General features: G+C 43.3%; 19 protein-coding genes, 2 tRNA genes and 1 other RNA gene. 15 read left to right on the forward strand and 7 right to left on the reverse strand.

Annotated features, from left to right (window positions below):
* Positions 1–11: 11 nt before the first annotated feature.
* The 3 genes from rluD (at position 12) to JO943_RS15955 (ending at position 2,618) form a co-directional block, all read left to right on the forward strand.
* Positions 12–1,061 carry a 23S rRNA pseudouridine(1911/1915/1917) synthase RluD gene (rluD, locus tag JO943_RS15945; RefSeq protein ID WP_032868283.1) on the forward strand — a complete coding sequence of 350 codons (1,050 nt, stop codon included), beginning with the start codon at positions 12–14 and terminating at the stop codon, positions 1,059–1,061.
* Positions 1,062–1,226: 165 nt separating this feature from the next.
* Positions 1,227–1,967, forward strand: coding sequence for a peptidoglycan editing factor PgeF (gene pgeF / locus JO943_RS15950; protein WP_005229034.1), 741 nt, complete (start codon positions 1,227–1,229; stop codon positions 1,965–1,967).
* 84 nt (positions 1,968–2,051) lie between these two features.
* The gene (locus JO943_RS15955; protein ID WP_005283927.1) at positions 2,052–2,618 is read left to right on the forward strand and encodes a flavodoxin family protein; all 567 of its coding nucleotides are present in this window, start codon (positions 2,052–2,054) and stop codon (positions 2,616–2,618) included.
* A 46-nt stretch (positions 2,619–2,664) separates the two neighbouring features.
* On the opposite strand, the gene smpB is transcribed toward JO943_RS15955, so the two are convergent.
* Positions 2,665–3,141 (reverse strand): SsrA-binding protein SmpB, encoded by a 477-nt coding sequence (gene smpB, locus JO943_RS15960; RefSeq protein ID WP_005229036.1) that lies wholly within the window; start codon positions 3,139–3,141, stop codon positions 2,665–2,667.
* Positions 3,142–3,270: 129 nt separating this feature from the next.
* Between smpB and coaD the strand changes: the two genes are divergently transcribed.
* The 4 genes from coaD to JO943_RS15980 all read left to right on the forward strand — a co-directional run bounded on the left by coaD (position 3,271) and on the right by JO943_RS15980 (position 4,548).
* Entirely contained in the window at positions 3,271–3,762 is a 492-nt protein-coding gene (coaD, locus tag JO943_RS15965; RefSeq protein ID WP_004770918.1) for a pantetheine-phosphate adenylyltransferase, read from the forward strand.
* Position 3,763: 1 nt separating this feature from the next.
* Positions 3,764–4,027 carry a YfhL family 4Fe-4S dicluster ferredoxin gene (locus JO943_RS15970; RefSeq protein ID WP_005229038.1) on the forward strand — a complete coding sequence of 88 codons (264 nt, stop codon included), beginning with the start codon at positions 3,764–3,766 and terminating at the stop codon, positions 4,025–4,027.
* A gap of 26 nt (positions 4,028–4,053) precedes the next feature.
* Positions 4,054–4,409: RNase P RNA component class A (gene rnpB, locus JO943_RS15975), an RNA gene on the forward strand.
* A gap of 62 nt (positions 4,410–4,471) precedes the next feature.
* Positions 4,472–4,548 (forward strand) — tRNA-Met (locus JO943_RS15980).
* 45 nt (positions 4,549–4,593) lie between these two features.
* Here the strand turns inward: JO943_RS15980 and JO943_RS15985 are convergent.
* Entirely contained in the window at positions 4,594–5,061 is a 468-nt protein-coding gene (locus JO943_RS15985) for an Lrp/AsnC family transcriptional regulator (protein ID WP_009507109.1), read from the reverse strand.
* A 123-nt stretch (positions 5,062–5,184) separates the two neighbouring features.
* On the opposite strand from JO943_RS15985, the gene JO943_RS15990 reads away from it, so the two are divergent.
* On the forward strand, positions 5,185–6,039 hold the full coding sequence (locus JO943_RS15990; RefSeq protein ID WP_202741291.1) for an EamA family transporter: 855 nt from the start codon (positions 5,185–5,187) through the stop codon (positions 6,037–6,039).
* Positions 6,040–6,227: 188 nt separating this feature from the next.
* Positions 6,228–6,304, forward strand: a tRNA-Met gene (locus tag JO943_RS15995).
* Between the two features lie 102 nt (positions 6,305–6,406).
* Here the strand turns inward: JO943_RS15995 and JO943_RS16000 are convergent.
* Entirely contained in the window at positions 6,407–7,438 is a 1,032-nt protein-coding gene (locus JO943_RS16000; protein ID WP_202741292.1) for a hypothetical protein, read from the reverse strand.
* Positions 7,431–9,056 carry an NAD+ synthase gene (locus JO943_RS16005; protein ID WP_009507083.1) on the reverse strand — a complete coding sequence of 542 codons (1,626 nt, stop codon included), beginning with the start codon at positions 9,054–9,056 and terminating at the stop codon, positions 7,431–7,433. The genes JO943_RS16000 and JO943_RS16005 overlap by 8 nt, the downstream gene beginning before the upstream one ends.
* Before the next feature lie 718 nt (positions 9,057–9,774).
* Between JO943_RS16005 and JO943_RS16010 the strand changes: the two genes are divergently transcribed.
* The gene (locus tag JO943_RS16010) at positions 9,775–9,936 is read left to right on the forward strand and encodes a hypothetical protein (RefSeq protein ID WP_005229043.1); all 162 of its coding nucleotides are present in this window, start codon (positions 9,775–9,777) and stop codon (positions 9,934–9,936) included.
* A 54-nt stretch (positions 9,937–9,990) separates the two neighbouring features.
* Here JO943_RS16010 and JO943_RS16015 read toward each other — a convergent pair whose 3' ends face one another.
* The 3 genes from JO943_RS16015 to JO943_RS16025 are packed head-to-tail and all read right to left on the reverse strand — an operon-like array spanning position 9,991 to position 12,279.
* On the reverse strand, positions 9,991–10,515 hold the full coding sequence (locus JO943_RS16015; protein WP_202741293.1) for a hypothetical protein: 525 nt from the start codon (positions 10,513–10,515) through the stop codon (positions 9,991–9,993).
* Positions 10,516–10,575: 60 nt separating this feature from the next.
* Entirely contained in the window at positions 10,576–11,028 is a 453-nt protein-coding gene (locus JO943_RS16020) for a CopD family protein (RefSeq protein WP_005229045.1), read from the reverse strand.
* Positions 11,029–11,049: 21 nt separating this feature from the next.
* The gene (locus JO943_RS16025; protein WP_004805136.1) at positions 11,050–12,279 is read right to left on the reverse strand and encodes a beta-ketoacyl-ACP synthase II; all 1,230 of its coding nucleotides are present in this window, start codon (positions 12,277–12,279) and stop codon (positions 11,050–11,052) included.
* A 290-nt stretch (positions 12,280–12,569) separates the two neighbouring features.
* Here JO943_RS16025 and JO943_RS16030 point away from each other — a divergent pair, with 290 nt between their 5' ends.
* From JO943_RS16030 to JO943_RS16050, 5 genes are all read left to right on the forward strand, one after another.
* Positions 12,570–14,180, forward strand: a complete 1,611-nt coding sequence (locus JO943_RS16030) for an EcsC family protein (protein WP_202741294.1) — start codon at positions 12,570–12,572, stop codon at positions 14,178–14,180.
* A gap of 159 nt (positions 14,181–14,339) precedes the next feature.
* Complete coding sequence (gene rpsL, locus JO943_RS16035) at positions 14,340–14,714, forward strand: 30S ribosomal protein S12 (protein WP_000246374.1); 375 nt, start codon at positions 14,340–14,342, stop codon at positions 14,712–14,714.
* Positions 14,715–14,874: 160 nt separating this feature from the next.
* A complete protein-coding gene (rpsG, locus tag JO943_RS16040) occupies positions 14,875–15,345 on the forward strand; it encodes a 30S ribosomal protein S7 (protein WP_004655203.1) in 471 nt (156 codons plus the stop codon).
* Between the two features lie 177 nt (positions 15,346–15,522).
* A complete protein-coding gene (fusA, locus tag JO943_RS16045) occupies positions 15,523–17,661 on the forward strand; it encodes an elongation factor G (RefSeq protein ID WP_005229047.1) in 2,139 nt (712 codons plus the stop codon).
* A 93-nt stretch (positions 17,662–17,754) separates the two neighbouring features.
* The coding region (locus tag JO943_RS16050; protein ID WP_227614499.1) for a GTP-binding protein at positions 17,755–17,904 on the forward strand (150 nt) is incomplete at its 3' end.

Raw genomic sequence — 17,904 nt, forward strand, 5'->3', positions numbered from 1 at the left:
CCGATCATCAAATGACTTCAGCACAATCTTCCAATTCAAACATCTCTGAAACAGATTTCTTACTCGAAGATTCTGTCGATGCAGATAATCATAATTCTGACTCAACTGCAACACGTTTATCGTTGCAAATTCAACTCGATGAAAACTATTTAGGGCAACGTATTGATCAGGTTGCCGCAATGGTGTGGAGCGAGTTTTCACGGGAAAAACTCAAGCAATGGATGAAAGACGGCCATCTGTTGGTAAATGGTAACATTGTGAAGCCAAAGTACCGCTGTGAAGGAAATGAGCTTCTTACACTTGAAGTTGAACTTGAAGCGCAGACTTCAAGCCAGCCAGAAAACATTCCGTTAAATATTGTCTATGAAGATGACGACATTATCGTGATCAATAAAGAAGTCGGCATGGTGGTGCATCCGGGTGCAGGTAATCCATCTGGAACTTTGGTAAATGCATTGCTTTATCATGAGCCAAAACTGGCCGAACTTTCCCGTGCCGGTCTGGTACATCGTATCGATAAAGACACCAGTGGTTTACTGGTGGTGGCAAAAAACCTGGAAGCTCAGTTTTCACTGAGTAAGCAATTGGCAAAGAAAACGGTTTATCGCGTTTATGATCTGATTGCCTACGGCAATATCATTGCGGGTGGCACCATTGATGAGCCAATCAAACGCCATCCGGTGGATCGTGTCAAAATGGCAATCTTGCCAGGCGGTCGTGATGCGGTGACCCACTATAATGTGAAAGAGCGCTTCCGTGACTTTACCCGTGTTCAGGCCCAGCTTGAAACAGGGCGTACTCACCAGATTCGCGTCCATTTTAGTTATTTAGGCCATGGTCTGGTTGGAGATCCGGTATATATCAACCGTGTACGTTTTCCTGCAGGTGCTTCAGAAAAGTTAAGTAATATGTTGCGTAACTTTAAGCGTCAGGCCTTACATGCAGCCAAACTGGGTCTGGTGCATCCGCGCACAGGCGAAGAAATGATGTTTGAAGCGCCGTGGCCAGAAGACTTCACGCAATTGGTAGAAGTGCTACGCAGTGAAAATGAAGCCTATTAACTGAAGCGCTTGCTCCCTCTAAGTCTTCCTCCTTAAAGGTGGAAGACTTTGGTGAATTTAATGCCTTACAGTGCTTTAAATTCCCTCTTCTTTGAGGAGATGAGGAACGATTATAGTTCCGCAAGGGAGAGGTTAACGGTAGAAAAGAGAGCTCTGGAGATATTTATGCAATTTGTACAAGGTCTGCCTCAAGGTGTTTTTGTCGGCCAAACACGCATTGACCATCCAGACACAGTCGCAACGCCGAATCAGAGTTTGTCAGGGTTCAATCTGGCTTTGCATGTCAATGATGAGGCGCAGCGTGTTCAGCAACATCGTATGATCTTGCTGAATCAACTGAGTGAATTCGGCGTGGATAAAATCACCTGGATGACGCAAACCCACAGCACCATCTGTCATACCGTGAATGAGCAAATTCCATTTGTGGCCCTTGAGGGCGATGGTCTGGTCACACAACGTACAGGTCATGCCTTAATGATGATGACAGCAGACTGTCTGCCTGTGGTCTTGGGCAATGCTGAAGGGACTGAAGTTGCCAACCTGCATGCAGGCTGGCGCGGTTTGGCGGCAGGCATCGTGGAAAATACAATCGCTGAAATGAAATCTCAGCCGAGTTGGGCATGGTTAGGCGCCGCTATCAGCCAGCCATGTTTTGAAGTCGGGGCAGAAGTCAAGGCTGCTTTCTGTGAGAAATATCCTGAACTGGCATCTGCATTTATGGCAGGGCAGATCGAGGGTAAATATCAGGCAGATCTGTATGCAATCGCTCGTTTTATCTTAAAGCGTTTGGGCGTGGAAACGGTGCTGGGGGGTGATCAGTGTTCGTATCAGCAAGCTGAGGATTACTTTTCCTATCGCCGTGATGCCAAAACGGGTCGCATGGCCAGCTTTGTATTTATGCAATAAATTGCCGGCATTGCATTGCCGATTGGCCTTGTCGCATTTAAAAATGTTAAACTTGATCTAATTCCTTGGTTTTTTAAATTTTCCATGTCTGTTATTGAGTTGAATTCTTCCCAGGTCAAAGTGTGTGTGGTCTATCACAGCCCTTATGGGCACACGGCCAAAGTTGCGCAATACATTGCTCAGGGCGCAGAGCAGGCAGGTGCCGAAGTGCATCTGTTGTCTGTGGCTGCACCGCAATGGGACTTGCTCGATCAGGCGGATGTGATTGTCATGGGCTGTCCAACCTATATGGGAAGCTTAACTTCTGCCTTGAAACAGTTTATGGAAGATTCCTCCAAACGCTGGTTGGCACGTACCTGGCAAGGCAAACTGGCTGCCGGTTTTACCAATGGCGGTGGACTCAGCGGTGATAAGCTGGCTGTATTGCAGCAGATTAATTTATTTGCGATGCAGCATGGCATGTTATGGGCAGGTTTACCGTTTATGCCCACTGGACGTGGTCAATCGGATATTAACCGGATGTCGAGCTTTCTCGGTTTAATGACGCAATCAGACAATGCCAGTGTTGAAGTAACGCCGCCAGAAGGTGATCTGGAAACAGCACGTAAGTTTGGCCAATATCTGGCTGAGTTAAGACTCAAACATGTGTAAGTTGAAGATCGAAATAAAAAAAACCTCCATCAATTGGAGGTTTTTTTTATTTGTGTAGGATACGTGCTTTATCACGCTGCCAGTCACGGTCTTTTTCAGTCGCACGCTTGTCATGTAATTGCTTACCTTTTACTAAGGCAATTTCAAGCTTGACCAGATGACCTTTCCAGTAACATGCCAATGGTACACATGAATAACCTTTTTGATTGACTGCACCGAGTAGCTTTTCCAGCTCACGGCGAGACAACAGCAACTTGCGGGTGCGGGTTGCTTCTGGAACCACATGTGTTGATGCAGACAGTAACGGCTGAATTTGTGAACCAAATAAATAAGCTTCACCATTTTTAAAAATGACATAGCTTTCCGTCAGGCTCATACGCCCAGCGCGTAGGGATTTTACTTCCCAGCCTTGGAGAGACATGCCTGCTTCAAATTTTTCTTCGATAAAGTAATCGTGGCGCGCTCTTTTGTTTTGAGCAATCGTGCCACCATTATGTTTTTTTACAACTGTTGCTTGCGCCATAATTCAAACTTCCACAATTGCTTCTATTGTGCCGTAAAACGCAATCTTTTTCCAATGTTTAGGAATTTAGCGTTTAGGCTGAAGATTTGTTAAAATACGCACCTTATCTCATTCACTAGAGTACACCGCATGTCTAAAACACGTGTGATTTATCCGGGGACTTTTGATCCAATAACCAATGGACATGTTGATTTGGTTGCAAGAGCATCAAAAATGTTTGATGAAGTTGTGGTTGCCATTGCGATTGGTCATCATAAAAATCCGGTATTTAGTTTAGAAGAGCGTGTTGAATTGGCAAAAGCCTCACTCAGTCATTTGAACAATGTTGAGTTTGTAGGTTTTGATGGCTTACTGGTCAATTTTTTCCGTGAACAGCGTGCGACAGCAGTACTGCGTGGTTTAAGAGCAATTTCAGATTTTGAATATGAATTTCAACTGGCCAATATGAATCGTCAGCTTGATCCACATTTTGAATCGGTATTTTTAACTCCATCTGAGCAATATTCATTTATTTCATCGACACTGGTGAGAGAAATTGCCCGTTTAAAAGGTGATGTAAACAAATTTGTGCCTGCCGTTGTGGTCGAGGCCTTTGAACGTAAACATCAACAAGGTTGGTAACGTGTCTTTATATATTACAGATGAATGCATTAACTGCGATGTCTGTGAACCTGTCTGTCCCAATGACGCCATTTATATGGGGGAGCTGATTTATGAGATTGATCCTGCACTCTGTACAGAGTGCATCGGACATCATGATCAGCCACAGTGTCAGTTATTTTGCCCGGTCGACTGTATTCCGTTAGATCCTCAGCATGTGGAATCGCATGATGAGTTGATGGAGAAATATAAAAAGCTGACTGCGCAAAAAAATGCAAGCAATTAACAGCGAACTTTGGTAAGATGCGCCACGAAGTGGGCCGGACGGTCGCTGCTGTGGAGGTCTCCGTGACTGAAGCAGGGGAGGAAAGTCCGGGCTTCAAAGGGCAAGGTGCCAGGTAACGCCTGGGCGGCGAAAGCCGACGGCAAGTGCAGCAGAGAGTAGACCGCCTCATTCGTGAGGTAAGGGTGAAAGGGTGCGGTAAGAGCGCACCGCGTGTCTGGTAACAGTTCACGGCAAGGTAAACCCCACCTGAAGCAAGACCAAATAGGAATCCTGAGGCACGGCCCGTGCTGGATTCGGGTAGGTCGCTTGAGCGTATGAGTGATTGTACGCCTAGAGGAATGATCGTCCTCGACAGAACCCGGCTTATAGGCCCACTTCTTAAATTTTTTGAAAATTGTGCTTGACGTGTGTAGCGAAAGTTAAGATAATGCGCCCACAGTTTTCGGCTATGTAGCTCAGTTGGTTAGAGCACCGCACTCATAATGCGGGGGTCACAAGTTCAAGTCTCGTCATAGCCACCATTTTATAGACCACGCTCCTGCGTGGTCTCTTTTTATCTGCTGTTTTTAAATAGATAACTCTAATCCGACTTTGACCCGATCTAAAACGATCAGTGTCCGATAAGTGCTGACATCCTGATTATCTGCAAAGTGCTTGCGTACCAACGCCTCAAAATGGGATAAGGTATCGGAAATCATAATGATAATAAAAGAAACGCCACCATTGACGAAATAACACTGCTGGATCTCATCAACATGGGCAAAATATTGTTTGGCCCGATCCATCACGATAGAACGGTCTTCTGCTAAACGCACTTCAATAATTGATGTAATTTTTTCGCCAAACTTTTTGGGGTTGAGTACGGCACAATTTTTCTCAATCACCTGTTCTTGTTCAAGCCTGGCAATACGCCGCTGTACTGACGCTTGGGATAGATTGACCAGTTCGGCTATTTTCCGATGCGACATTTTATTATCGTGTTGCAATTGTCTTAAAATTGCATAATCGAACTGATCCAATGAAATGTCTGACACGATTAAATCTCTCATCCTAAGAATAATAATAAAGCGTAATTTACTCGTATTCTTGCATAAAATTGCAGAATTAAACGGAGGTGTGTGAATTAAAATTGCATCTCTATATTACGGGGTGTAGTCATGGTCGGACTAGATTCGCGACAAAGCATTGCATTTCTCGCTGCGACATTATCGTTGGTGTCTGTACAGATCGGGGCATCAGTGGCCAAAACCCTGTTTGCGGTTTTAGGCCCAGAAACAGTTGCGTTGGTTCGTCTTGGCATAGCCGCCATTCTTCTCTGTGTTATTTTCAGGCCGTGGCAATTGTTCTATCAGCAGACCAACTGGCGCAATCTGGTGATTTACGGCATGTTCATCAGTGGAATGAATGTTTTGGTTTATAAGGCTTTTGCTTATATGTCGGTTGGTATTGCAATTTCCATTGAAGTTCTCGGTCCGTTGACTGTTGCGATGTTAATGTCCAAGCGTAAGCAGGACCTGCTGTGGGCCGGATGTGCATTGATTGGAATCGTCATATTGCCATTAGGAGGCGTTAACCAGAATTTTAGTTACCAAGGCATGGGGTTGGCATTGGCGGCGGCGATCTGCTGGGGGTTGTATATTATCTATGGACGACGAGTCGCTTCTGCCGGTGGCAGTTCTGTCGCCGTCGGAATGTTAGTGGCGGCGTTATGTGCTCTTCCAGTAGGTTTTCAGCATCTAGATTTAGTGGTGAGCTCCTATAAGGTTTTCTTTACCTGCGTATTTGTGTCCTTATTCTCAAGCATGATTCCTTTTTTGCTGGATATTGTGGCGATGAAAAGACTGGCTGCACATGTATTCGGGATGTTACTCAGCGCTTCACCTGCGATTAGCGCTGTAGCTGCATGGTGTATTTTGGGAGAAGCATTGAATCTTTATCAGATTCTGGCAATTATCATGATTATGGTGGCGTGCATTGGCTGTTCCTACGCGTCTTATCGGGAAAAACATTAAGCCGAAAAGAAGTATTCAGAGCAAGATCAGCTGGAAGATGAGATGGAAATTGCTATCAGAACAGGCTTTGAGTTAAAAATATACAGTTAATTAGGTGTTTGTGCAAAAACCACGCATATGTCTTCTGTTTTCAAGATCATAGACTTGACCCGTTGCACGTAACACTAGATAATGCGCACACAGTTTACGGCTATGTAGCTCAGTTGGTTAGAGCACCGCACTCATAATGCGGGGGTCACAAGTTCAAGTCTCGTCATAGCCACCATTTTAAAAACCACGCTCCTGCGTGGTTTCTTTTTATCTATATGATTTGAAAATAATGGATACGTATATAAGCCTGTAAATGATCTATTTACAGGCTTTATTTTTATAGGTGTTTTTCGATGGCGGCGAGCGTGTCAGCGCTGTCATAGAACGGTTTCAGGATTAGAGTGATGATCGGTTCGAGGACACCGTGCTGGTCTAAAGCGGCCACAACTTTGGGATAAAAACGCACTGCTTCATTCAGCAGGTCGGCCTCTTCCAGTCCAATGGCAGCAAAGACATCGGCTAGACTTTCATCTTTATAGAAATCATAAAAGACTTTGACGCCGTAAAGGATTAAATCCTGTATGAATGCAGACTGGCGTAATTCTTTCCAGTATTCATAAATCATGACAAAGAATTCTTCCACATCCAGTGGCGTGACCTGTTTGGTATATTCTGATAAAGGTTTAGCTTTATTGTCATCCCAGACATTACGGGCCAGACTTTCCAGATCGTCATTAGACAGCAGACTAAGATCGGCCAGTTGTTCTTGAATAAACCGGGCAATACTTTCTTCAATTTTCTGTTCAATACGCTGTTGCTGGCGATGTGAAAAGCTTTTTAGTTTTTGTTGCCACTCATATTTACTTTCTGAAATTCTATCATCATCTGACTGAGTAAATAATTTAGGGAGTTTGTTCTGTAAGGTTGTGGTCGCAATGTATTGGCATAATTGCTGAATAGAAGGGCTTTCTTTTAGAAACTGGTTTAAATAATGACGGATATTTTCAAGTTCCAGAAACTTGGACAGCCACATTTCAAACTGGTGGTCTGAAAATACATCTTGTAACTGGGCGGATGACTGTAGCGAAAACACATGCAGTCTTTGTGCGATCTCGCCAATAAATTCCAGTAAGCCTGCACCCAGCTGCATTTCAAATGCATAACGTTTGACCACAGCCTGAATCTGCGCTAATTCGACCACTTCTTTGAGTTGAATATTGGGTGCATGTTGCAGAAAGAGCTGGATAAATTGCTGGAAGAAATCAGCGGAAAGTTGTGTTGTAAGTTGATTTTTATAAAACTTAACTTGCTCAAGCAAAAGTGCTTGAGCAAGTAATTGTGACTTTTCAGAAACAATTTTTTCAGTCATTCGCGGTCCATCCGTTGACGATCGGGTAGCGTCGCTCACGACTGAAAGCACGTGAACTGATCCGCGGCCCAATCGCGCCCTGACGACGCTTGTATTCATTACGATCCACCAGGCGAATTACTTTCTCGACTACATCGCTTTCATAACCTTTGGCAATGATATCGGCCTGGCTGAGATCTTCTTCTATATAAGCATACAAGATGGCATCAAGTACATCATAAGCAGGTAATGAATCCTGATCTTTTTGATCTGGACGGAGTTCTGCTGACGGTGGACGGCTAATCACACGTTCCGGGATAACAGGGGTGTCTTCCAGTGTGTTACGGTATTTTGCCAGTTCAAACACGATCGTTTTGTAGACATCTTTAAGCACCGAGAAGCCACCGACCATATCACCATAAAGTGTGCAGTAACCGACTGAAATCTCGGATTTGTTGCCTGTCGCAAGAACAAGGTTGCCAAATTTATTAGATAGGCCCATCAGCAGGGTACCACGGGTACGTGCCTGCAGGTTTTCTTCTGTCGCATCCGCAGGGGCATTGCCGAAGAACGGGAATAGGGTTTGCATGAAGCTATTCACGATTGGATGAATCTCAGCAATACCGAAAGTCACGCCCATACGACGTGCCTGCTCAGTCGCATCTTCAACACTCATTTGTGAAGTGTAGGTATAGGGCATCATCACGGCCTGGACTTTGTCTGCCCCAATCGCATCAACAGCAATTGCCAAGGTTAATGCTGAATCGATCCCGCCAGATAAGCCCAGAATAACCCCAGGGAAACCTGAGCGTTGTACGTAGTCACGGGTTGCCATGACCAATGCTTGATAAATTTCAGCAAAGGTTTCTAAAGCTGGAACTGCTGCAGCTGTCTTGAACTGTTTTTGTTCTGCATCATATTCAGCAAAATGAACAGCTTCCTGGAAACTCGGTGCCTGCAATGCCAGCTCACCGCTATTGTTGCTGACAAAACTGCTGCCATCAAAGATCAGGTCATCCTGTCCACCGACTTGGTTGACATAAACAATATTCAAGTGCAACTGTTTCGCCAATTCATTCAGGGTCTGAATGCGGTGCTGTGGTTTACCCACTTCATAAGGCGAAGCATTCAGTACCAGCACGGTTTCAACATTGAGCTGGCTAAGCTGCTTCACCGTGTTGAGTGACCAGACATCTTCACAAATCAGGACGCCAAATTTATGACCGAGATATTCAAAAACAAGGTGCTGATGGCCTTCCTGGAAATAACGTTTCTCGTCAAACACACCGTAATTTGGCAGGTTATGTTTGTTATAAATACCCAGTACCTGACCGTCTTTCATCACCGCAGCAGAATTATAACGATGACCATCTTCAGTCTGATGTACAAAGCCAAATACCATCACGATGTCTTTGACTTCACTTAGCTGGGCAAAAGCTTTTTGAGTACGTTTTTGAAGATTTGGGCGAAGCACTAAATCTTCCGCAGGGTAACCGATGGTTGAAAGTTCTGGAAAGATGATCAAATCAGCCTGTTGTTGTTTCGCTAAATTTGCTTGCTCAATCATCTTTTGAGTATTTGAGTCAACATTGCCAATATGCGGAGAGAACTGAGCAAGGGCAATTTTAAAATTTTTCATTCAAACCTAATCCTAAGTCTTAACAAGTTTTGATACACAAGTTTTTGATTTATATAAGTATAGTTGTTAAAAACGATTGTATATCATGGCGCCAAACATTTTATATCTTAAAGAAAAATGACAAGTTTACTAATATATACTAAATGCGCATTTTTCTGCGTAAAAATAACGAGTTTTTCTGTATGAAAAAGCAACATTTCTCAATGTTTAGGTAGTTATGGTGCATGATTGTGAATAAATTGAATATAACCACATCAAGTTTTTTTCATGTCATCTTCGCCTATTGAGATGACACCCCAGTGACAAGTGCAATAAATTCTAAAATTTCTAATAAAAAGAGCAGCTTTGATAAAGCCATTAAATAATTCAAAAAAATGAGGAACAGCTGTACCTGATAGAAAATAGATTTATTTCAAGCACTTGTTTGGTTTTTGTATCTTTTATATACCGTTTATCGGGAATATCTTTGCTACACTTGAGTGTACATTTGTGCACTGCTATGATCCTGATTAATGTGAATGGCTATACACTTTGAGCTTACTCAAGTGTATTGCAACACTTAAATCAAGAGGTGGTTGATATGTCAGTTTTATTATTTCCAGTTGTTGCGTTTGGTTTAGCGGTTGTGGTTGGTCGTATCGGTACTGTCATGTTCCGTGAACAAGAACCGCAAGCTTAAATATCAGATTCTCTTTTAAATAACGTGAGGTGAGAGATTATGAGTTCAACAATTTTATTGCCAGTGATCGCTTTGGGTTTAGCGATAGGCTTTGGACGTATGGGTACCATTGTTAAGGATGCAATGCGTGTAGATTTTACAACAGATATGGATGTCGATCATGAACCTGCTAATGAAACTGGCAAAGGCACAGCTGCATAAGACCCGTTGCGATGCTTTAACTTAAAAAGCCCTGTATAGAATGACAGGGCTTTTTTATTTTTTCAGAATAATATTGGGAATTTTCTTGAAGAAGATATCGCGTGCAATATCTCCCTGTTGTTCGATGTTGTAGCTGGAGAAGGCTTTATCGGGTTCGAATTGATATTGATAAGGATCGTATGTTTTAAAACTGAGATAGTAGCCCAATTGCAGCATTGCTCCTTTAAAAATGACATGGACCTGTTGCTGAAACTGTAAGACATGAGCCAGCTCATGAATAAAAATCCCTTGTAAGGGGGCAGAGCACTTTGAATAATCCGCACTAAAATATTTTTGATGTACAAATAAATTGCCATTTGGTGCCATAAATATATTTACGGGTTGCCAGGGCAGATAGGGAATATTAAAAACTTTGACCTGTGCATAATCAATCAGGTCACCAAACACAGGACGTGCAATTTCAATCTCGCCAGAGCTTAAGCCGCGATAGTGAAACTGATTCATTTTGAGATGTACAATCAAGTTTGCAATGAACCAGTTATTTATTTGTCTTAGCGTCTGTTGAAGTGCTTTGATCATCTGAAATTCAAGTATGAAAATTGATAGGATGTATTGAATTCTAAAATAAAAAAACCTCAGTTAGAACTGAGGTTTTACAACAACCAGAATAACCACCGCAAATAAGATCAGGGTCGGCATCTCATTAAAGAAGCGCCAGAACTTATGTGTTTTGTAGTGGGCATTGCCAATCAGTTTTTTACGATAATAACCACACACCAGATGGTAAATCACCAGAAGACCGACCAGACCGACCTTGAGATAAAACCATAAGGCTTCATGATAATGCCGGGTTGCATCACCCCAGTCGACCAGAAAGTGGGCGGTAATTAATGTGGCAATCATGGACGGCCACATAATCCCGCGATACAACTTACGTTCCATCACTTCAAAGCGTTGATGACTGACGGCATCTTCACTCATGGCATGATAAACATACAGGCGTGGTAAGTAGAACAAAGCAGCGAACCAGCAAACCACGGCAATAATATGTAATGCTTTTACCCACAAAAAAGCATCAGAAGGTGCATCCATCGATAATCCTGCTAAGCGGGATTATGCATCCCACTTCTTGAAAATAAGGCAGGCGTTTACACCGCCAAAACCAAAACTGTTACTCATGACAGTATTCAGTTTTGCATCACGTTTTTCAAGTACAATATCGAAACCTTGTGCGCCTTCATCCAGCTCGGTTACGTTGATGTTCGGTGCAATAAAGTCATTTTGCATCATTAATACAGAATAAATTGCTTCCTGAACACCTGCAGCACCCAAGCTATGGCCAGTCATCGATTTGGTTGAGCTGAGTGGCGGAACCTGACCTTCACCAAATGCACGTTCCATTGCTTTCAGCTCGGTTACGTCACCTGCTGGTGTTGACGTACCGTGAGTATTGACATAGTCAATCTGCTCGACGCCATGCTGCTTTGCTTCATCCAGTGCCATGATGATACAGCGTGTTGCGCCTTCACCACTTGGTGCAACCATGTCGGCACCGTCACTATTTGCTGCATAACCAATCACTTCGGCAAGGATATTGGCACCACGTGCCTGTGCGTGTTCAAGTGATTCAAGCACGACGAAACCGCCACCGCCAGCAATAACGAAACCGTCACGGTCTTTTGAATATGGGCGTGAAGCAGTTTCCGGGGTGTCATTATATTTTGAACATAATGCACCCATCGCATCAAACAGCAAGCTTTGTGACCAGTGATCTTCTTCACCACCACCCGCAAGCATGAGATCCTGTTTACCTAATTGGATCAGGTTGTAGGCATAACCAATTGCATCGGCAGAAGTTGCACATGCACTGGTAATCGAATGCGCCACACCTTGAAGTTTAAAGGCAACACCAACGTTTGCAGTAATGGTATTTGACATGTTGCGCGGCACGAAGAAAGGACCGATTTTACGTGCACCTTTTTCTTCTAGCAGTTTGATCATTTCTGCAACAGAGGCAGTTGAGTTACCACCAGAACCACCGGCAATACCGTAGCGTGGATTATTTGCCAAATCTTCTTGTTTTAGTCCCGCATGCTCAACTGCTGCGACTGCCGCGTTATAGGCATACATGGCGCAGACGCCCATAAAACGTTTCAGTTTACGGTCAATGCCATCAAAATCCTGTTCAGCTGCAGCGCTAACATGGCTCTTGAAATTCAGTTCTGCATAAGTTGGGTTTAAACGTGTGCCTGAGATTCCATTTTTTAAAGAATGAGTGACCTCTTCTAAAGAGTTACCGATACATGAGTTAATGCCCATACCAGTGATTACAACACGTTTCATTTACAGATCCCTTTTATGGTAATACTTAAGCCCTGTGCATCTCGCTATGAATACAAATCAGGAGAAAATAACGATTAGAATGGCTTATGAGTGAATGACACCATGATAGCAGAAAGGTTTTTTATTTCTTATGGCAAATCTTATGCCTATTTCCAGTTGTGTAAATATTCGTAAATATTGCAGTTCTGGTGACGAAACGTAATGAAAGTACACACATAAAAGTTGAGATAAATCTGCATTCAACCTAGTATTTACCTAGAAATTCACATATTACACAACAGAGGTTCTTGATGACAAAATCTAAAAACAAGCAATCTTCAGGTTTATTTGCACAAGCCTTTGGAGTGGCTAAAAAGCTCAGTTCTGAATTACAAAAATTTCAAGTAGCGCCGATTACATCTGGGGCGGAACTTGCAAACACTTCCAAGACGGTTGAAGGAAAAGCTCGTTTTAAAAGCCCTTTTGAAGTGGAAAAATATGAAAGTCCACAACAAATGTTACGTCAGCAATTTCCTAAACTTTCACATCAGTTTCTAGGTCGTCATTACACGCGCGTGAACAGTATCGCATCTTTTGTATCGCCAGATCTGGGAGAAAAAGCCTCTGACTATTTATTCCAGTGGCTGAACGAGTTCAGTTCGAATAGTTCCCTGACTGAAAAAATCCTTGAAGAAGCAGGGGTCAAGGATATTATCGAACTCACCAAAGATACGGGGCGTTCCCAACGTTTAAGTCAGGCCCTGATTGAGCAGAATAAATTATTGGCAGCTGTTCAGGGTGCGGTCACAGGGGCAACAGGTGTATGGGGTGCAGCCATCGATATTCCTGCATCAATTGTTTTGACCTTGCGAACCATTTATCAGACAGGGCGTTCCCATGGCTTTGATTTGTCGGAAGAAGCCGATCAAGAGATTGTGGCGTTTATCTTTAAGGAAATTGACCTGAGTCTGGTGGCTGAAAAACAAACCCTGCTGGTGGCTTTAAAAGCCTTGAAGTCAATGCTGGAAACACACGACCTGCAACAGTTTCAGCAATTACTCGGATCGAATAATGATTTTGATTTGGTCAAGAAGTGGCTGGTAGATGAACAAGGACAATTTAAATTTGGCTGGTTAAACCGTGTTCCTCAAGTTTCCGTGGTCGGTAAGCTAACCCCTGTTGCCGGGGCTGTCTTGAGCGGTTTTTATAGCTGGAGATTGCTGGAAGATGTCGGGCACAAATCACAAGCTATTTTTGGTGCAGCGCGTTTCTATTTAAATGAGCACCCGGATGAAAACATTTCTCCACTGGAAGCCTACTATAAAGCCGAGACTTTATTGAAAAAGGCAGCACCGCGTTTGTTAAATGCAAGTGGGGAAGAGGTTAAGCAGGGGGTGATTTCAGATATACCAAAAAATGATGTCATTAGCAGTGTTTCAATACAGGCCAAAGATAGTGATGTTGCCAAAACGCCGGTTGATGAGAAGGTGGAGCAGGGAATTCAACAGCTTGCAGAACAGCATGTGGTTGAACATGAACATACTGAACAGCAACCTGCGTTGAAGACAGAACAGGATCAGACTCTGGATGGGGAGGGAACTCAAGTTACCTCTGAACAGAAGTCGGATAAGGTAGAAGCTGCTGCTACGCAGACTGCAGCTTCAGATGCGTCAAAGAATGATGTGATTGCCAAGGTTTCGATTCAGGCAAAAGACACGGACTCAGTCAAACCGCCAGTGGATGAAAAAGTAGAGGAAGGAATTCAACAACTTGCAGAGCAGCATGTGGTTGAGCATGAGCATACTGAGCAGCAACCCGCATTGAAGGCAGAACAGGAAGAGATTTTCGATGAAGCTGAAGCGCAAGTTGCGCCTGAGCAGAAATCAATTGATGTCGAACCTGCTTCAACAAAACATAGCTAATCATAGGCTGATGTCTTAGACATCAAAAACACAACAAACCCAAGAAATGGTCAGCACTAACAATGTTGACCATTTTTACTTCTTAGCTTACAATTATGTGCCCTTAAAAAGAGGTCGTTTTCTTTTTTTAAGGTTGTTTAATAACGGGAGAATTGCCAAATGGCAACAACAAATCAGTTGATCCGTAAGGGTCGTACGACTTTGGTTGAAAAATCAAAAGTTCCTGCGTTGAAGGCTTGTCCACAACGTCGTGGTGTATGTACACGTGTTTATACTACTACACCTAAAAAACCTAACTCAGCAATGCGTAAGGTTTGCCGTGTTCGCTTAACTTCAGGTTTTGAAGTATCTAGCTATATCGGTGGTGAAGGCCATAACCTACAAGAGCACAGTGTTGTTCTTATCCGTGGTGGTCGTGTTAAAGACTTACCAGGTGTACGTTACCATACCGTTCGTGGTTCTTTAGACTGTGCTGGCGTTAAAGATCGTAACCAGTCACGTTCTAAATACGGTGCTAAGCGTCCTAAGAAGTAATTCTAGGAAACTAGCCCAAGCAACCCTTTAGCGTTTCGCTTGTTTGAATTCTTCATAGATTTGTAATTCAAGCGACGTATAGTAAGGCCAGCGTCGTGTACATGACACTTGTACAAACTGCTGGATTATCCTGAAGTGTCATATTATTAGGTGTATTAAAATGCCAAGACGTCGCGTAGTCGCTGCTCGTGAGATCCTTCCAGATCCAAAATTTAGCAGCCAAACAATCGCTAAATTCATGAACCACGTAATGCAAGATGGTAAAAAATCTATTGCTGAAAGTATCGTTTACGGTGCTTTAGACCGCGTTCAAGAAAAAAACAAAGTAGACCCAGTTGAATTTTTCGAGACTACTCTTGAAAAAGTTCGTCCTATGGTTGAAGTAAAAGCACGCCGTGTTGGTGGTGCTACTTATCAAGTACCTATGGAAGTACGCCCATCCCGTCGTACTGCTCTAGCGATGCGTTGGTTAGTAGATGCTGCTGCTAAGCGTTCTGAAAAAACGATGGCTTTACGTCTTGCTGGTGAGTTGCTTGATGCAGCTGAAGGTAAAGGTGCAGCGATCAAAAAACGTGAAGACGTGCATCGTATGGCTGAAGCCAACAAAGCCTTCTCTCACTACCGTTTCTAAGCGGATAAAACAGTCCCTAATCAGGAGAATATTCATGCGTACTGCAGCTCGATTCAACATCGCTCTCTATCAAAGTGGAGGCTTTGCGGGTATTTAAGTTGCCTGCTTGGATATTCGTGCGCATCAATTTAATTGATGCGTCCTGTTTTAAATATAACATTTAGGAATGTAGACATCATGGCTCGCCAAACCCCAATTAGTAATTACCGTAACATCGGTATTTCTGCGCACATTGACGCAGGTAAAACAACTACAACAGAACGTATTTTGTTCTACACAGGTGTATCTCACAAAATCGGTGAAGTACACGACGGTGCAGCAACAATGGACTGGATGGAACAAGAGCAAGAGCGTGGTATTACAATTACCTCTGCTGCTACAACTTGTTTCTGGTCTGGTATGGCTAACCAATTCCAACAACACCGTATCAACGTAATTGATACACCGGGACACGTAGACTTCACAATCGAAGTTGAACGTTCTATGCGTGTTCTTGACGGTGCGTGCATGGTTTACTGTGCAGTTGGTGGCGTACAACCTCAGTCTGAAACTGTATGGCGTCAGGCAAACAAATATAAAGTGCCTCGTTTAGCATTCGTGAACAAGATGGACCGTACTGGTGCAAACTTCTTCCGTGCTGTTGAGCAAGTTAAAACACGTTTAGGCGGTAATCCTGTACCTATCGTTGTGCCAATCGGTGCTGAAGATACATTTACAGGTGTAGTTGACCTTATCGAAATGAAAGCGATTATCTGGGATGAAGCATCTCAAGGTATGAAGTTCGAATACGGTGATATTCCTGCTGACCTCGTTGAAACTTCAAACGAATGGCGTACTAAGATGGTTGAAGCTGCGGCTGAAGCATCTGAAGAGTTAATGGACAAGTACCTAGAAGAAGGCGATCTTTCTAAAGAAGAAATCATCGCTGGCTTACGTGCTCGTACATTGGCATCTGAAATTCAAGTTATGCTTTGTGGTTCTGCGTTCAAGAACAAAGGTGTTCAACGTATGTTGGATGCTGTAATTCAATTCTTGCCTTCTCCTACAGAAGTTAAAGCAATTGAAGGTATCCTTGACGACAAAGACGAAACTAAAGCGTCTCGTGAAGCATCTGACGAAGCTCCGTTCTCTGCGCTTGCGTTCAAAATCATGAACGATAAGTTCGTAGGTAACTTAACATTCGTACGTGTTTACTCTGGTGTTCTTAAACAAGGTGATCCGGTTTATAACCCAGTTAAATCTAAGCGTGAACGTATCGGTCGTATCGTGCAAATGCATGCGAACGAACGTCAAGATCTTGATGAAATCCGTGCAGGTGATATCGCAGCGTGTGTAGGTCTTAAAGACGTTACTACGGGTGATACATTATGTGATGAGAAAAACATCATTACACTTGAGCGTATGGAATTCCCAGAGCCAGTAATTTCATTGGCTGTTGAACCAAAAACTAAAGCTGACCAAGAAAAAATGTCAATCGCTTTAGGTCGTTTGGCGAAAGAAGATCCATCGTTCCGCGTTCGTACAGACGAAGAATCTGGTCAAACAATTATTGCTGGTATGGGTGAGCTTCACCTTGACATCATCGTTGACCGTATGAAGCGTGAGTTCAGCGTTGAAGCGAACATTGGTAAACCAATGGTTGCTTACCGTGAAACCATCAAAAAGTCTGTTGAACAAGAAGGTAAGTTTGTTCGTCAAACAGGTGGTAAAGGTAAATTCGGTCATGTATATGTTCGTTTAGAACCTATGGATGTTGAAGAAGCTGGTAAAGAATACGAATTCGCTGAAGAAGTTGTCGGCGGTACTGTACCTAAAGAATTCTTTGGTGCGGTTGACAAAGGTATTCAAGAACGTATGAAGAATGGTGTATTGGCTGGTTACCCTGTTGTGGGTATCAAAGCGACATTATTCGACGGTTCTTACCACGATGTCGACTCTGATGAATTGTCGTTCAAAATGGCAGGTTCATACGCTTTCCGTGACGGTTTCATGAAAGCAGATCCTATCCTTCTTGAACCAATCATGAAAGTTGAAGTAGAAACTCCAGAAGACTACATGGGCGATATCATGGGTGACTTAAACCGTCGTCGTGGTATGGTTCAGGGTATGGACGATCTTCCTGGCGGAACAAAAGCAATTAAAGCAGAAGTTCCACTTGCTGAGATGTTTGGTTACGCGACTCAAATGCGTTCTATGTCTCAAGGTCGCGCGACTTACTCTATGGAATTCGCTAAATACGCTGAAACTCCACGTAACGTGGCGGAAGGCATCATCGCTAAGTTCCAAGCTGGCGGTAAAAAAGGTGACGACGAGTAATCTTTCGATTACTATATTACCCAACTAAAATTTAGTTAAAAAACCAAGTGCTCATGGGCGACCCTCATGAGCAGTTTATAAAGGAAGATCATCATGGCTAAAGCCAAGTTTGAACGTAATAAACCACACGTAAACGTGGGTACAATTGGTCACGTTGACCATGGTAAAACAACTTTAACTGCTGCGATTGCAACGATCTGTGCAAAAACTTACGGCGGTGAAGCGAAAGATTACTCACAAATC

The sequence above is a fragment of the Acinetobacter sp. 'aerobic (ED)' genome, assembly GCF_904886855.1.
Taxonomy (GTDB): domain Bacteria; phylum Pseudomonadota; class Gammaproteobacteria; order Pseudomonadales; family Moraxellaceae; genus Acinetobacter; species Acinetobacter courvalinii.